This is a genomic window from Paenibacillus woosongensis (genome assembly GCF_030122845.1).
GTDB lineage: Bacteria > Bacillota > Bacilli > Paenibacillales > Paenibacillaceae > Fontibacillus > Fontibacillus woosongensis_A.
Genome location: NZ_CP126084.1, coordinates 2548209 through 2563233, shown reverse-complemented (window position 1 = coordinate 2563233; position 15025 = coordinate 2548209). Strand labels below are relative to the sequence as shown.

The following is a 15025-nucleotide window of genomic DNA, read 5'->3' as shown; positions in this document are numbered from 1 at the left end:
TTCTATGTCATTCCATGGTACTATTGAGGATATTATGCTATATTTTGCAAATCTTTTTCAAAAGGCAGGAAGATATTCATGGGAAACAATTATAACACCAGTCCGGTTCCCTGGTACTATGTACATAACGACATCATTAAAGGACCGGTTACCATCGGACAGATGCAAAGAGACTATTACATCTACCGCGAGCTGCATCCGGGTACAATGGTTTGGACCGATGGAATGACCGAATGGACGCCGCTATCTTCAACGGATCTGATTAACCATATCATGTTTGCGCCCGGCAGCGGCTCGCAAGCAGAGCCAGCGCGTTCTCCGTATAATGGAGCATATCCGAATCAAGCGCCCGCAGGCCAAGCTTATCCCGGCTCACAGCCCGGTTCGGTTCCTGGACCAGCAGGATATCAGCCAGGAGGCTATATCCCCGGTGCGCAGGCTTATCCGGGTCAGCATACCGGAGCTCAAGCCCCACCCGGGCCATATCCATTGCAAAAAATCAGCAATACATATATGTGGTTGGCCGTTACAGTTGCTGGAGTCGGTAATCTTATATATCTTCTCGCCAGAGACGCTGGCGCTTCCTTCGGGTTAAAATTCATGGTAACCATCATCATGGTCGGGCTATTTGCTCTGTTTTGCTCGCTGGACAAAAACGAACTGCAGCGTTTAGGTCACCGAACGACATCTGTCTGGTGGTTTTTGATCATTTCGGTTTATATGTTTATCCGGGCATACCGGTTGCGCCAATTTCCATCCTATGCGATCGTAATGCTGCTCATTGGCTTTGCCGTCGGTTTTGTTTATGGTTTCCTCAAAGGTTTTTTCAGAGTGTTCATATAAAGTTAACTGACTTTAAACGAATTACATAACAAGAGCTGTTCCCTTGACGGGCGATCTGCCCTTGGGAACAGCTCTTTAGCTATATATGCTCATTACTCTAATCTAGCGCCAGATGGTAAATATGCTGCGGTCCGATTGGACCTTCGATCAATCTGCCTTTATCTTGGAAGCCCGCCGCCAGATACACGGCCTGGGCTGCTTTATTGCGCTTATTTACGGCCAACACGACTTCAGTTCTCCCGGGAAATCGGGATTTCATGAATTCGGGAAGCTGAACCATCGCCATTTTGGCAATCCCTTGCCCTTGATAGCGGTAATCGATGGAGAAGGAACGGAGCAGCATGGCATCAGGATTTGCGGTAAATTCCCCGATATCCGGTCCTTCATGCAGGATAAAAAAGCCGGCAGGAATCTCCTCGTAAGTAATGACCACCGCATAACGACAGTTATCCTGAATGGCTTCTGCCAGCACGTCCTTCGGCAAAGCGCTGTAAAGAACCTGTTCCTCCGGAAGCTCAAAGCGCTCCAATAACTCTTCGTCACTCGGCAAATACATTCGCAAATTCACTTTACTATACATAGACCAGCCGCTTAATTGCTGCCTGCCCTCCTTCCCATGATCACAAGATCTCTCTCGGTACCGTCCAAGTTGGCGACCTGCGGCAGCAATCCCCACTGTTCGAACCCGTGCTTGCGCAGCAGCGCCAAGCTTCCGGCGTTATGGCCGAATACGAAGCCGAGCATCGTTTTCACTCCAATACGGGGACAGGAGGCTATCGCCTGCTCGATTAACATACTGCCGATTCCCTTCCCGCGATACCCTGAGGATATGTAAATACTTATTTCCGCTGTGCTGTCATAGGCAGGACGACCATAAAAAGACTGGAAGCTAAGCCAGGCGATCACCGAATTTCCATACTCATTAGCCGAACCTGCCCCTTTGTTTTCTCCGGCTCTGACTACCCATAGCGGCCTACGGTCCGGCGTATGCTCCGCAAACCATTTCAAGCGGCTTTCCACCGTGACCGGCTCCAGATCAGCCGTAACAGCTCTGCTGTCGATCGTCTCGTTATAGATGGCTACGATTTCCTGTAAATCATCAATTGTCGCATATTCTATGGCATATGATGTCAACATTTATGCTGCTCCTATCCGTATCAGTTCCCAATCCAACCAAAGATAACAAAAAAAAATAAAAATAGCTAGCCAGTAAGGCTAGCTTTGAATCAATTTCTTATATATTTTAATCACGCTAAAGTGCATACCTTCATGATAGAGGCAGAAATTCAAAAATCCTCCAATCGTGTCCAGCGTAAATCCCGACGATGTCGTATACGGCTTACTCACGCGTTCGTCCAGTTTTCCTGGTAAAATCGAAGCAATCTGCTTCGGCTGCTGCTCCAGGACCTTAACGATATCTGCTAGCCTTGGCACGTCTTCCGTCCAGTTTTCTGGAGATGTCCCGTTAGCAAAAAAACTCCTATATTGGGCTGAAATCAGCGAAGGGCGTCCGTTTAGCTGAAATGCAAATGCGTCCTGTACAAAGGCGATATGCCCAAGATTCCAGCGAATATTGTTGCGGAACTTGGCAGGTATAATATCAGCCTGTTCCTCTGATAAATCCTGAACCATTTTTAATGTCTGACCGCGAATGAATTCCAATTGACTAAAAATAATCTCCCCCATGGACTAGCCCCCTTAAATTAATCAATAAGCTGCTTGATCTGAACATAGTGCTGGACTACGGGAAACGGGTCGTAGAAATGGTGAAGCAGCGCTTTCCATTCTTGATACTGCTCCGATTTCCTGAATCCGACCTCATGATCGCTAATCGACCGCCATTTGACGAGAAGAATGTATTTATTCTCCTCTTCAACACATTTATGCAGCTCATGGTCGATATACCCTGGCATGCCCGAAATGATTTTGGACGCTTGCCGAAAGCTGCTCTCAAAGTCATTGATCGTTCCTGGCTTCACATGCAGCTCGGCTACTTCAAGGATCATTCTTTCCCCCCTAACCAGCTCAAAAGAAGCATAATTGGTTATGTTGTCCTTATTATACCATCATTATATGATTTACGTTGATCGAATTTTCCTTTCTGCGCCCGCAAGGCTTTATTGATCCATATCGCGGCGATCGAGCCTTCGCCCATCGCCACAGTGGCCTGCTCTGCGTGCAGGGCGATATCGCCAGCGGCCCATACGTTATCGACACTCGTCTGCTTGCTTCGCGGATCACTTTCCACATGGCCGTTATCACTGAGCACAGCCCCAAGCTGCCTCGCGAGGTCAGAATGAACCTTGTTTCCGCCAAAAGCAATAAAACCCCGTTCGGCGGGCAGAACAGTACCGTCATGAAGTATGATCTGCTCAATTTGCCCTTCCGCAGCTGACCGTATTTCCACGATCGCCGCCTCGATATAAGAAATACTTGCATGACCCATCTGTTCCAACAGCTCTGGAGATATACGGGAAGACTCATGGTTCACATAAGTCAGACTGTTTGTGCGTTCTGCCAACAGAAGCGCCATATTGGCACCGGCATCTCCAGATCCCATCAAAACGGTACACTTGCCTTCAATTTCATACCCGTCGCAATCCGGGCAAATATATACGCTGCTTCCGAGCAGCGGAACTAGTCCCGGGATTTCGGGAATGCGATCGCTCACTCCTGTCGCAAGCAGCGTCGTATAGGTCTCGTATGTTTGTCCCGTTTCCCCCTTAAGAAGTATCGTTCCGGCTGCGGTTCGAGCCGCTGTTACGATCCTGTCCTGAGCAAAGCGGACACCAGTGCTCTCAGCCTGATGCCTTCCTCTTGCACGCAATTCTTGTCCCGATATTCCGTCTGGCCAGCCTAAAATATTGTGATAACCGCGGCAAAGCGTAGATCTGCCTTCCCCAGCGTCAACGACCAGAACATCATAAGCGGAATAACGGCCTAGTTGGATCGCGGCTTGCAGCCCAGCGATTCCACCTCCGACAATAATGCAATCACGCGGCATAAACATAAACTCCTTCATTTAGAATTCGGCAGTTGCTGAATATCTTGCGGGACATACTGGGAATCATGAGTATACATCTTTATAAGGAGGATACGATGACCAAACGGATTGTTGCCAAAATCGTCTGGAACAGCTTTTAGCCTGACGATTTTCTAGCCTACCTGTTTATTTGGGCGATAGCAGCCAATAACGGCTGGTCGAATGACGCTGATGGAGGTGCTCACTGCCGCGGTCGCCGTAACCGTCTTCGAGTATGTGTACCATGACTGGCGTATCAGAAATGGAATTCAGCAGGACAAGCAGATGAAAGTGGAATGAGCGACAATGCGCAACGACCGCGAAACGCGGTCGTTGCTATTGTTCATTCGCAGATTTGGGCAGACGCTGCAAATATACCCTTGCTTCATAAGGCCGCAGCTTCAATTTACACAAATCTTCATTTTTTTCCGGGGGGTAATTCGAAATGAGCAGTTCCATTCCCTCGGGTGATACATCCTTCGGCAGTTCAAAGAGCGGCTCCCGTTCAAAAAAGTTAAGGATCACCAGCAGCTGATCGTTATCTAGAGTTCGAGTGTAAGCATATATTTCCGAATGAAGCGGCAGCAGCAGCTTATATCTGCCATAAACGATAACCTTATGCTGCTTGCGAAGCTGAATCAGCTTTTTGTAATAATGAAAGATAGAATCGGGATCATTCAGCGCATCCGCTACGTTAATCTCCATATAATTGGAATTGACTTTAATCCAGGGCGTTCCCGTAGTAAAACCAGCATTTGGTGTCGTATCCCACTGCATCGGAGTTCTTGCGTTGTCCCGGCTCCTTTTGCGAAGAGCCTGCATGATTTCTTCTTCCGGCACCCCATTATCGCGCTGTTCCTCGTAGTAATTCAGCGTCTCCACATCGCGGTAATCGTCGATAGACTCGAATGCGATGTTTGTCATTCCGATTTCTTCGCCTTGATAAATATACGGCGTGCCTTCCAGGGTGTGAATGAAGGTGGCCAACATTTTCGCCGAAGGCACCCGGTACAGCACATCGTTCCCGAAACGGGATACAGAACGCGGCTGGTCATGATTGCACCAGTAATTCGCATTCCAGCCCCGGTCGTGGAGAACGTTCTGCCAGTTGCTGATGATTTTTTTCAGCTCCAGCAGGTTCCAGGGAACGACGTTCCATTTACCGCTCCCTGAAGAGGCGGCATCTATGAACATATGCTCGAACTGGAAAGTCATATTCAATTCGCGCCGGCCGTCCCCTACATAATCCAGCGCTTGCTCCGGACCGAGTCCCGACGTTTCCCCGACGGTCATGATGTCGTAATAGTAAAGTACTTTGTCATGCAGATTTTGCAGTAAGGTATGGACATTCTCCAGATTGGAGAACATTTCATAGGCCCGTACCGTCTTCGTCTGATGAGGATTGTCGGCGTCCGGAAGGCCTTCGGCTTTGACGATGTGTGATATCGCGTCGAAACGAAAACCGTCCACTCCCTTTTTGAGCCACCATTCCACCATGTTATGGAGTTCATCGATCACTACGGGATTGCTCCAATTTAAATCCGGCTGGTACTTGGAGTATAAATGCAAATAGTATTCGTCCGTCTGCTCATCGTACTCCCAGACCGAGCCGCTGAAGTACGATTCCCAGTTGTTAGGCGGACCACCGTTTTTCCCTTTCCGCCATATGTAGTAATCCCTTTTCGGATTATCTTTGGACTGACGGGATTCTATGAACCATGGATGTTTGTGCGAGGTATGGTTCAGTACCAAATCCATCATGAGCTTCATCCCACGGGAATGCATGTCCTGAAGCAATCGGTCAAAATCCTCCATCGTGCCGAACTGCTCCATAATATCGCAATAATCGCTAATGTCATATCCGTTGTCATGGCCGGGGGATTTGTAAATGGGGCTCAGCCAAATGACGTTGACCCCCAGCTCCTGTAAATAGTCCAGCTTGGAGATGATCCCTTTAAGATCGCCGATTCCGTCGCCATTGCTGTCTTTAAAGCTAATCGGGTAAATTTGATATACTACGCTTTCTTTCCACCATTTCGGTTTCATTCTATATTCTGCCTCCTTATCCGGACTGAGCCTCATCGGGCCGGCAAGCGGATAATTCATTCTTCCTAGATTGCAACTAAACCTGATATGCGCTTTGTTATATCTATAAACGAGTGAAACGTCCGGTATAACAGACAAAAAGAGCTTTCGACGGAATGGCATTCTTTTGCCGCTTATTTTCACTGATATAGTATAATGAAATAATCTGCGTCTATACGTCAGACTATGCAAATTATCGTTATGTTTCGAAAGGGTGTTCCTACAGCAATGAATTCATTAACCAGCGATTCTTCGACGTCTTCGCATCCCCTATCCCGTTCGGCACGCTTGAGGACGGCTTTTATTCTCGGCAGTCTGTCAGCTTTCGGTCCGCTTTCGCTTGATATGTATTTGCCCGCGTTGCCCAAGCTCGCCGAAGAGCTAAATGCGACAGCTTCCGTTACTCAGCTTAGCCTGACTTCCTGCCTGCTTGGACTCGCGCTGGGCCAATTGGCAGCAGGGCCGATGAGCGATGTGCGCGGTCGCCGCGCGCCGCTGATCATTTCCCTTTGCATTTACGCGATAAGCTCGCTGCTTTGCGTATTTGCGCCTTCGGCCTGGGCGCTTATTGCCCTGCGGTTTCTCCAAGGCTTGTCCGGTTCGGCTGGAATCGTAATTTCCCGTGCCGTTGTACGCGATTTATACTCCGGTTCGGAGCTGACGAAGTTTTTCTCACTCCTCATGCTCGTTAATGGTGCTGCGCCGATTCTCGCTCCAATCTTTGGAGGGCAGCTGCTGCAGTTTACGTCTTGGCGAGGTGTATTCGTAGTATTAGCCTTGATCGGCGTTGTTATGATGATCGCCGTATTATTCGGACTTCCCGAGTCCCTTCCCAGGGAGCGCAGGCAGTCCGGCGGCTTCGCTGCCACGTGGACAACCTTTCGGCGGCTGCTCGGAGACCGTCTGTTCATCGGCTTCTGCCTGACACAAGGCCTTGTGTCCGCTGCTATGTTCGCATACATATCCGGCTCCTCCTTCGTCATGCAGAATGTATTTGAGGTTTCACCACAAATGTACAGCTTTATTTTTGCTTTGAACGGCGTCGGCATTATCATTGCAAGCCAAACTACAGGCCGTTTGGCAGGAAAAATCAGAGAAGCGAAGATGCTGCAATTCGGACTGGCTCTGGCGCTGACAGGCGCCACAGGCCTATTAACGGCGATACTGCTAGGAGGCAAGCTGATCGCTGTCCTGATTCCTTTATTTTTAGTCGTATCCTGCGTAGGAATCATCTCCACATCAAGCTTCTCGCTGGCGATGCAGAGTCAGGGAAAAGCTGCCGGCAGCGCCTCCGCTCTGCTCGGACTAATCCCATACATCCTTGGAGCGACCGTCGCCCCGCTTGTTGGTTTGGGCGGTGAGCACACCGCGGTGCCGCTGGGCATCGTCATAGCGATCGCCGAACTTGGCGCGATATGCAGCTATTTGTTCCTGGTGCATCCAAGGCTTGCAAGCAAATAATTCAAGCTATGCTCACCACATTTTAAATTGATTTGAAGACTAGGTGCGTTAGCCAATAATAAGGGACCGCGAATCGCTGCTGTTGCGATCACGGTCCCTTTTGAATAATGTTATTTATATTGCTCTATGGTCTGGACATATCTGCGTCGCGAGGAATCCAGCGCTGTCCCGACTTTGCGCTGCAATGCAGCTAGATCTGACAGTATTCTGTTTACCTCTGACCGCTTACCTTCCACCTGATGCAGCATATCGTTGATTTTACCCTGAACGATCCAATCCATAATGAAACCGTCAAAGAAATAGTCGGAGAATTTGAGAAACCCGCTGATTTCAATATGAACCGGCATCTGCTCGCCCACGTCCCGCAGCTCCTTCTCGAAATGCCGCAAACTATTCTGGGCACGGTATAAACAATCCATCGCCTCATCCAGACGGCTGTGCTTCATATGCGTCGAGATCATGCCGCCGCCAAGCATATCATAGGTGCCCCAATTTTTAGCTGACAGCAGCTTGTCAATGGCGCTGTCCAGATCGTGAGCGACCGAGCGGCCCGCCCGCAGCGCTTCTTCTAATTCCTTGTTCTGTACACTTAGGGCTGCCTGTTCTTCCGCCAATGTCCGCAGCTCCTCATTTTCCTGCAGCACTTGACGCTCCTTAGCCTCAAACACTTGATCATAATCAAGCTTCCAGAATTTCACTTCCGCCAGCTGCTTCTCGGCAGCAGCGATTTGCTGCACGGTATGCTGCACCGCCTGATCGGCTTCATCGTATTTGAGTTTAGCTTCGACCACCTCGCGCTGCTCTTGATCCAGCTTCTCTGTCTTTTTGCCAAGAATCGTATGCAGCAAATTGGATAAAGACAAGCTGGTCAACTGCTTGACGTCCTTCTCTTCCGCAGCAAGTCTCCGGCCAGCCTCTTCTCTTGCACGCTCCAACGCCGCGAGCTCTTCCTGCAATTGTTGATGGCGCTTCTCCCACTTTTCTTTTTTCCGTCCCTTCTCTTTTAGCTCGGCTAAACGCTCATTCATGTCCTCATACATAACGCATCTCCTCCTACTAAAAAAAGTACCCGGATGGCGGCCGCCTAACCATGCCAAATATCAGCACCATGCTCTTCGGCATGCTTGACGACTAATTCACAGAGTCGATGCGTTTCCAGCGCATCACGCGCGGATAACTCCAGCTTCGAATTGCTGCGGACCATGTCCAGGAATTGACTGATGATTTGATGAAAACCTCTACGGTAAAGCACCGGATCCCAGTCGTTAAATTTGATCAGCTGCTCTTTGCCCGCATGAAAATGTCTTGTTGTATTTAAACCGTCAATAAGCCATTTATTTCCCGGACTCATCACTTCCAGCGTCTCTTCGGTTATTCCGTTTTCGCGATTCATAATAGCTGTGCTTGTAAAACCGTCACCCTCCAGTTGCAGAGTAACATGGTGCAGCTTCCCATTTTGCTGATAGGTTGTGATTTTGGTGTCCTTAATTTCCCCCGGCGCTAAGAAGCGCACTGTATCGACTACATGAATAAAGTCATCCAAAACAAAGCGGCGTGCAAAATCGGGAGAATTCACGCGATTTTTCTGCATAATAACAAGACGCCGTTCGTTCTGTTCCTTCATGGCCGCAACCATCGGGGCATATCTCCGGTTGAATCCGACCATTAGCTGAACTCCCATGGATTCGGCCAGCTCTACCAATCTGGCGGATTCCCCGTAATTATAAGAAATAGGTTTGTCTACATATACATGGATGCCGTGCCTGATCAGAAGTTCAATGATCCCGGCATGTGATTCCGTCGCTGTATGTATAAACGCTGCATCTATCCCGGCAGCAATGAATTGCTCAGGTCGATTAGCCGTTTCACCAATGCGATATTGATTTGCTGTTTGGCGGAGAACCTCTGAATTGCGGGTGCACAGTACAAGTTCTATATTCTCGATTGCCGTTATGACCGGCAGATACGCTTTGCGCGCAATATCCCCCAGACCGATGATCCCTATGCGCATATGGATCCCTCCAATGGTTAATTGATAATAACGTTTATCATGTAGTACGCATTTTACCTTATAAAGTTACACCCAAAAAAAGGCACCCTGGAGGTGCCTTTAGATCTTTTTTCTAACGCTCATATTTCGGCATTACTGGCCTTCCGCAACAAATCGTTCAATGCGGGCCTTGATTTGATCCCTGACTTCCCGAAAACGCAGCATAATTTCTTCCTCGGTTCCTGTCGCCTTCGCGGGGTCTTCAAATCCCCAATGCCATTTCACACCAATTCGGTTAGGTACAGCCGGGCAGTGATCGTCCGCATGACTGCACAACGTAATAATATAATCTGCACGCTTTAGAATGTCTGGATCAATCACCTCTGACCGGTGAGTACTAATGTCGACACCTGCCTCATCCATGACCTGAACGGCGCGAGGATTCAATCCGCGAGCCTCCAATCCCGCACTGAACACTTCAAACTGATCACCGCCGATTTTCTTGAGCCAGCCGTCTGCCATCTGACTCCGGCATGAATTTCCCGTACAAAGGAAATATACGCTTTTTTTATTGTTCATCTAGCATTCCTCTTTCCGAGGTTAATAGAAGTTAAGTAATGGTGCCTTCTAGCCTATAAATCATAACCACCCGTCCAACGGGTGGTTTGCTCTTGGGGTATAACCCCTTGTTGCCAAACTGCGCCTAAAGACGCTAGCCTGACAATAAAATTGTTCAGGCTCAGTGTAATTTGTCACCTTCACTTACCAGTTAAACTGGTTTACTTTTTCTTGGCACTGTTTCTGTTGAACGGATCTTCATACTCTTTCTCACTCAGTTTGTCAATTGCCTGGTCATGTGCTTCCTGTTCGCGGATATATTTAGCGACGGTGGCCTCATTTAAGCCTACTGTGCTGACGCAGTATCCCTCCGCCCAAAATTTTCGATTGCTATATTTATACTTCAAGCTAGCATGCTTTTCGAATATCATTAGTGAGCTCTTTCCCTTCAAATACCCCATAAATGAGGATACTGAGATTTTGGGAGGAATTGCCACTAGCATATGTACATGATCGGGCATCATGTGGCCTTCTATTATCTCCACTCCCTTGTATTTACACAGACGCTTAAATATTTCGATCAAGTTTTTCCTCACTTGATTATAGATCTCTTTCCGTCTATACTTCGGGGTAAACACGATATGGTATTTGCACATCCACTTCGTGTGAGCTAAACTATAGCTCTTGTTTGCCATCTAAGACCATTCCTTTCTTGAATTGAGCCTGAACATCTCAATTTTATGGGAATGGTCTTGTTGGTCAAACCTTGGTTCCCTCCACCCGCATAGCGGGTGGTTTTTTTGTTTCGCACGCTTTGCGAGCTCAACTGGCTAAAGCCGTAATGAATACAGCCATGATCCATTTGAATCATGGCTGTTGCACGGGGGAACTACAAGCTCTATTTAAAGTATAAGAAAAGAAGAAGTCCTACAATGATAACAATGGTGGTCAAACAACCGCCCTTTGCTAAGACGTTCCAATCACCGATTTCAGCACGATTCATCGAATCAGCAAAATTAATGAAAGGCTTGCGTTTATACTCTTCAAACTTATCCTTTTCTTGTTTTTCCCAGTTGTCCATTGCGATCCCCCCATAATTATGTGTGCAGCTCTTTAAATTCTTACATGCACTTCAATATTATAATACGCAGTCATTCCATTAACCCGTATGGTTGCCCATGAATCTGCACCTGTACCAGAGTATGCAGTGCTGGGATAATATTGAACGTATCCCCAATTAGGGTAGTAGGTAAACGAATTAGATGAAGGATACTTTTTCTCGGTTTTTCCTGCAGTGATGGAGTCTGCTCTATAGATCACTTCTCGATCTGTAATATAATACAACGAGCTTTCGGGAGTCCATCCTCCGGATACCGTTTGTAAATCAATAAGGTCACCCTTCTTATCATAGGTAACTGTAATTCTTGCTGTTGCCCCCACTTCGGTTTTTGAACCTCCTTGTGAAGATTGGGGCGTAATCCTTGAAGACGGTTGTTCGCTACTTGGGACATAGTAGGTAACCTTGTATGACTTAGTAATGTAACCATTATCTGATGTCCGATTAACTGAATAATTGTTCGGCTCTTCTTCAATAACAGCTTGAACTGATTCATTAGGATCACTACTCTTAATGGAAGCTTCGATGGTAGCTCCGCCGTCAATAGATTTAACGGTTACGTAACCTTCATCGATATTACTTTTAGCATATGAGGTGGGAATTGATATAACCAGCGGGACTACAAGAACAGCTAATAAAACCGATAAGAGCTTTTTCATCTTGTTCCTCCTCGGAATTTTTTTTTGGTTATACGGTTGCTTTTTAAACAGATTCCCAACGTCAAATCATAGTCATTTGATAATCACCACCATTCTGATATGTAAGAAGTGGAATAATTTCCCTTATTTTATTATAAAAAATTGGTTTTGATTTTTCAAATGAAATTGTAATATTCTACAAATGATTGAATGTTGATTATAAAATGGTATTTTTGTAAAGAGGAGGCGAGGACGATAAAGACGCGTGGCTTAGCTGCATTCGGAAGCAGGTAAGCGTGTGAGAGGTTTGAGTGCTTGCATTCCGGCTCCCTTATCAGGCGATTTTATTTTTACCCTACTGTGATCCTCTCCCCAGCTTGGTAGTCCCGAAATTTTGGAATTGTCTTTGAGTGTAAGGATAACCTCTTTGTTCTCCTTTATTGCCTTAGCTATGTAAGTCAACATTATCTCACCTCCCCACATTTTAATTCCATATATTTACATGAAATCCTTCTTTTTTGGATGTTTTATTGATTATCTTTCTATCATCTCACTGAGATAGTTCCGAGGTCTGAAAATAGGTATATAGATTCATTAAAACAGCAGGAAAATGATTCCTTATGGCGAAAATACATACTGAGCGTCAGATAATGTTGATTTTTGGTAGGATATGTTTTCTTGGTGAGCATACATGAACTGGAGTAGATACTGAAATGAGTAATTCTCTTTTATCTAAGGACAAATTATCAGAGGCATATAAGAGAGAACTGAAAGAAATCAGGAATATCGTTGGGAAATCCCTAGAGCAACGAAGGTATACCATTGTTGCTGAGGTTAAGTTCATTAATGAGGGTAAGTATGGGACAAGCTTTGTTACTGTTTTTGATGAAGATGGTACAGAGATTCAAATGAAGGTGGCAGAACAACTTGCTAATGAACTTGAGCGTGAGAAAACCTACATATTCTCCGGTCACTTTGAAATTGGCTACTCAGAGAAGTTTGGTGCTCTTCAATTTAAACCACAGCAAATTGAAGTGTTTGGGAGCAGCTTCAGGACAATGCAACAGCAGATTGCTTCAAGAGAACTTATTGAAAGTCAATACCTGAATAAATACAAAGATGATTTTTCTTCTTTTATGGGAATGCAGGAATGTCATGTGGCTCTGGTTACCCCCCCCCCGGCCCTCGCCGGGAGGCGAGCCCGAATGCTTTTTGCATTTTATAGAGGCAAAGAGCTGTATAGTTTGCTTAGAAATTATAACCACCCGTCCAACGGGTGGTTTGCTCTTGGGGGTATAACCCCTTGTTGCCAAACTGCGCCTAAAGACACTAGCCTGACAATTAAATTGTTCAGGCTCAGTGTAATTTGTCACCTTCACTTACCAGTTAAACTGGTTTACTTTTTCTTGCCGCCGTTTCTGTTGAACGGATCTTCATACTCTTTCTCACTCAGTTTGTCAATTGCCTGGTCATGTGCTTCCTGTTCGCGGATATATTTAGCGACGGTGGCCTCATTTAAGCCTACTGTGCTGACGTAGTATCCCTCCGCCCAAAATTTTCGATTGCTATATTTATACTTCAAGCTAGCATGCTTTTCGAATATCATTAGTGAGCTCTTTCCCTTCAAATACCCCATAAATGAGGATACTGAGATTTTGGGAGGAATTGCCACTAGCATATGTACATGATCGGGCATCATGTGGCCTTCTATTATCTCCACTCCCTTGTATTTACACAGACGCTTAAATATTTCGATCAAGTTTTTCCTCACTTGATTATAGATCTCTTTCCGTCTATACTTCGGGGTAAACACGATATGGTATTTGCACATCCACTTCGTGTGAGCTAAACTATAGCTCTTGTTTGCCATCTAAGACCATTCCTTTCTTGAATTGAGCCTGAACATCTCAATTTTATGGGAATGGTCTTGTTGGTCAAACCTTGGTTCCCTCCACCCGCATAGCGGGTGGTTTTTTGTTTCGCACGCTTCGCGAGCTCAACTGGCTAAAGCCGCAATAAAAGCCATAAATAGAGTCCGGTTAACGTAATGACTAGCGTTGGTATCGTAAGAATAATTCCGGTCCGGAAATACTCGCCCCATGTAATTTTGATGCCCTTTTTGGACAGCACATGCAGCCACAGCAAAGTAGCCAGGGAGCCGATCGGTGTTATTTTCGGACCGAGATCCGAGCCGATCACGTTCGCGTATATAAGTGCTTCTCTCATGACCCCCGCTGTACTCGTACTATCTATTGCTAATGCGCCAATCATGACCGTAGGCAGATTATTCATTATCGATGACAGCAGCGCCGCCAGCAGACCCATGCCTAACGTGGCTGCGTATAGCCCGTGACCCGCAATGGCCTGGATCCAGCTTCCGAGCTGATCGGTTAATCCGGCGTTGCGAAGCCCATATACGACGACATACATTCCGATGGAAAAGACGACAATGGACCAAGGCGCTTCTTTGATGACTTTGGATGTCCGTATTGCCGGGCTCTGCCGGGCAGCAATAATAAATATGACCGCCACTGCCCCCGCCGCCGCCGAAACAGGAATGCCGATAAATTCGCTGGATAAATACGCCGCCAGCAGCAGAACAAGGATAAGCCAGGATAACCGGAACATCCGGGGATCCCGGATCGCTTCCTTTGGCTCCTTGAGCTGTGCCTCGTCATAATGGCCCGGAATTTGTTTGCGGTAGAACAGGTACAGCACGAGCACGCTGGCACTAATCGAAAATAAATTTGGTATGATCATTTTGATAAAATAGGCGCCGAACCCGATTCCAAAGTAATCCGCTGACACGATATTGACCAGGTTGCTCACAATAAGCGGCAGCGAGGCCGTGTCCGCAATAAAACCGCTCGCCATAATAAATGGCAGGACCATGCGGTCCTCGAACTTGAGCGCCCTGACCATGGCCAATACGATCGGTGTAAGGATTAGGGCAGCTCCATCATTGGCGAATAAAGCGGCGACCAGCGCACCAAGCAGAATAACATAGATGAACATCAATTTTCCGCTGCCGTTCGCCAGCCTGGACATGTGCAGCGCAGCCCATTCAAAAAATCCGATTTCGTCCAGCAATATAGAAATTACTATAATCGCAATAAAAGCGAGTGTGGCATTCCATACGATAGCTGTGACATCAAGCACGTCTTGAAAGCCAACCACGCCAAACAGCAATGCCAGTATGGCGCCCCCCATCGCCGACCAGCCGATGCCAAGCCCTCTGGGCTGCCATATAACCATCGTTAATGTAAGCGCAAATATGCTAAAAGCAATGTATATCATCCGTTCTCCTCTTC

General features: G+C 46.9%; 16 protein-coding genes. 2 read left to right on the top strand and 14 right to left on the bottom strand.

The genetic code is table 11. The features are described from left to right. The first annotated feature begins 78 nt into the window (after positions 1–78). Positions 79–843, top strand: coding sequence for a DUF4339 domain-containing protein (locus QNH46_RS11710; protein WP_283928229.1), 765 nt, complete (start codon positions 79–81; stop codon positions 841–843). 97 nt (positions 844–940) lie between these two features. On the opposite strand, the gene QNH46_RS11705 is transcribed toward QNH46_RS11710, so the two are convergent. From QNH46_RS11705 to QNH46_RS11680, 6 genes are all read right to left on the bottom strand, one after another. After that, positions 941–1423: a GNAT family N-acetyltransferase gene (locus QNH46_RS11705; protein WP_283928228.1), complete on the bottom strand. Its 483-nt coding sequence runs from the start codon at positions 1421–1423 to the stop codon at positions 941–943. 11 nt (positions 1424–1434) lie between these two features. Further along, a complete protein-coding gene (locus tag QNH46_RS11700; RefSeq protein WP_283928227.1) occupies positions 1435–1980 on the bottom strand; it encodes a GNAT family N-acetyltransferase in 546 nt (181 codons plus the stop codon). Between the two features lie 78 nt (positions 1981–2058). Continuing rightward, a complete protein-coding gene (locus QNH46_RS11695) occupies positions 2059–2529 on the bottom strand; it encodes a DinB family protein (protein WP_283928226.1) in 471 nt (156 codons plus the stop codon). A 17-nt stretch (positions 2530–2546) separates the two neighbouring features. Continuing rightward, entirely contained in the window at positions 2547–2849 is a 303-nt protein-coding gene (locus QNH46_RS11690) for an antibiotic biosynthesis monooxygenase family protein (RefSeq protein WP_283928225.1), read from the bottom strand. Positions 2850–2887: 38 nt separating this feature from the next. Beyond that, positions 2888–3847, bottom strand: coding sequence for an NAD(P)/FAD-dependent oxidoreductase (locus QNH46_RS11685; protein ID WP_283928224.1), 960 nt, complete (start codon positions 3845–3847; stop codon positions 2888–2890). A gap of 354 nt (positions 3848–4201) precedes the next feature. Continuing rightward, the gene (locus QNH46_RS11680) at positions 4202–5911 is read right to left on the bottom strand and encodes a glycoside hydrolase family 13 protein (RefSeq protein ID WP_283928223.1); all 1710 of its coding nucleotides are present in this window, start codon (positions 5909–5911) and stop codon (positions 4202–4204) included. A gap of 267 nt (positions 5912–6178) precedes the next feature. Between QNH46_RS11680 and QNH46_RS11675 the strand changes: the two genes are divergently transcribed. After that, complete coding sequence (locus QNH46_RS11675; protein ID WP_283928222.1) at positions 6179–7411, top strand: multidrug effflux MFS transporter; 1233 nt, start codon at positions 6179–6181, stop codon at positions 7409–7411. Between the two features lie 110 nt (positions 7412–7521). Here the strand turns inward: QNH46_RS11675 and QNH46_RS11670 are convergent, their stop codons facing one another. The 8 genes from QNH46_RS11670 to QNH46_RS11635 form a co-directional block, all read right to left on the bottom strand. Next, positions 7522–8451, bottom strand: a complete 930-nt coding sequence (locus tag QNH46_RS11670; RefSeq protein WP_283928221.1) for a hypothetical protein — start codon at positions 8449–8451, stop codon at positions 7522–7524. A 44-nt stretch (positions 8452–8495) separates the two neighbouring features. Beyond that, entirely contained in the window at positions 8496–9422 is a 927-nt protein-coding gene (locus QNH46_RS11665) for a Gfo/Idh/MocA family protein (RefSeq protein WP_283928220.1), read from the bottom strand. Between the two features lie 132 nt (positions 9423–9554). Continuing rightward, positions 9555–9980 (bottom strand): arsenate reductase (thioredoxin), encoded by a 426-nt coding sequence (arsC, locus tag QNH46_RS11660; protein WP_283928219.1) that lies wholly within the window; start codon positions 9978–9980, stop codon positions 9555–9557. A 200-nt stretch (positions 9981–10180) separates the two neighbouring features. Further along, positions 10181–10654: an IS200/IS605 family transposase gene (tnpA, locus tag QNH46_RS11655; RefSeq protein ID WP_283928218.1), complete on the bottom strand. Its 474-nt coding sequence runs from the start codon at positions 10652–10654 to the stop codon at positions 10181–10183. A 203-nt stretch (positions 10655–10857) separates the two neighbouring features. Beyond that, positions 10858–11040 carry a hypothetical protein gene (locus tag QNH46_RS11650; RefSeq protein WP_283928217.1) on the bottom strand — a complete coding sequence of 61 codons (183 nt, stop codon included), beginning with the start codon at positions 11038–11040 and terminating at the stop codon, positions 10858–10860. Positions 11041–11072: 32 nt separating this feature from the next. Next, positions 11073–11735 (bottom strand): hypothetical protein, encoded by a 663-nt coding sequence (locus QNH46_RS11645; protein WP_283928216.1) that lies wholly within the window; start codon positions 11733–11735, stop codon positions 11073–11075. A gap of 1375 nt (positions 11736–13110) precedes the next feature. After that, complete coding sequence (gene tnpA / locus QNH46_RS11640) at positions 13111–13584, bottom strand: IS200/IS605 family transposase (protein WP_283928215.1); 474 nt, start codon at positions 13582–13584, stop codon at positions 13111–13113. 134 nt (positions 13585–13718) lie between these two features. Beyond that, a complete protein-coding gene (locus tag QNH46_RS11635) occupies positions 13719–15011 on the bottom strand; it encodes an arsenic transporter (protein ID WP_283928214.1) in 1293 nt (430 codons plus the stop codon). Positions 15012–15025 lie beyond the last annotated feature (14 nt).

Excerpts from the sequence above, each read along its gene's own strand:
- QNH46_RS11650 (WP_283928217.1), bottom strand. The coding sequence starts at position 11,040 with ATGGACAACTGGGAAAAACAAGAAAAGGATAAGTTTGAAGAGTATAAA.
- QNH46_RS11705 (WP_283928228.1), bottom strand. The coding sequence starts at position 1,423 with ATGTATAGTAAAGTGAATTTGCGAATGTATTTGCCGAGTGACGAAGAG.
- tnpA (WP_283928215.1), bottom strand. The coding sequence starts at position 13,584 with ATGGCAAACAAGAGCTATAGTTTAGCTCACACGAAGTGGATGTGCAAA.
- arsC (WP_283928219.1), bottom strand. The coding sequence starts at position 9,980 with ATGAACAATAAAAAAAGCGTATATTTCCTTTGTACGGGAAATTCATGC.
- QNH46_RS11685 (WP_283928224.1), bottom strand. The coding sequence starts at position 3,847 with ATGCCGCGTGATTGCATTATTGTCGGAGGTGGAATCGCTGGGCTGCAA.
- QNH46_RS11665 (WP_283928220.1), bottom strand. The coding sequence starts at position 9,422 with ATGCGCATAGGGATCATCGGTCTGGGGGATATTGCGCGCAAAGCGTAT.
- QNH46_RS11680 (WP_283928223.1), bottom strand. The coding sequence starts at position 5,911 with ATGAAACCGAAATGGTGGAAAGAAAGCGTAGTATATCAAATTTACCCG.
- QNH46_RS11690 (WP_283928225.1), bottom strand. The coding sequence starts at position 2,849 with ATGATCCTTGAAGTAGCCGAGCTGCATGTGAAGCCAGGAACGATCAAT.
- QNH46_RS11670 (WP_283928221.1), bottom strand. The coding sequence starts at position 8,451 with ATGTATGAGGACATGAATGAGCGTTTAGCCGAGCTAAAAGAGAAGGGA.
- QNH46_RS11695 (WP_283928226.1), bottom strand. The coding sequence starts at position 2,529 with ATGGGGGAGATTATTTTTAGTCAATTGGAATTCATTCGCGGTCAGACA.
- QNH46_RS11675 (WP_283928222.1), top strand. The coding sequence starts at position 6,179 with ATGAATTCATTAACCAGCGATTCTTCGACGTCTTCGCATCCCCTATCC.
- QNH46_RS11700 (WP_283928227.1), bottom strand. The coding sequence starts at position 1,980 with ATGTTGACATCATATGCCATAGAATATGCGACAATTGATGATTTACAG.
- QNH46_RS11635 (WP_283928214.1), bottom strand. The coding sequence starts at position 15,011 with ATGATATACATTGCTTTTAGCATATTTGCGCTTACATTAACGATGGTT.
- QNH46_RS11710 (WP_283928229.1), top strand. The coding sequence starts at position 79 with ATGGGAAACAATTATAACACCAGTCCGGTTCCCTGGTACTATGTACAT.
- tnpA (WP_283928218.1), bottom strand. The coding sequence starts at position 10,654 with ATGGCAAACAAGAGCTATAGTTTAGCTCACACGAAGTGGATGTGCAAA.
- QNH46_RS11645 (WP_283928216.1), bottom strand. The coding sequence starts at position 11,735 with ATGAAAAAGCTCTTATCGGTTTTATTAGCTGTTCTTGTAGTCCCGCTG.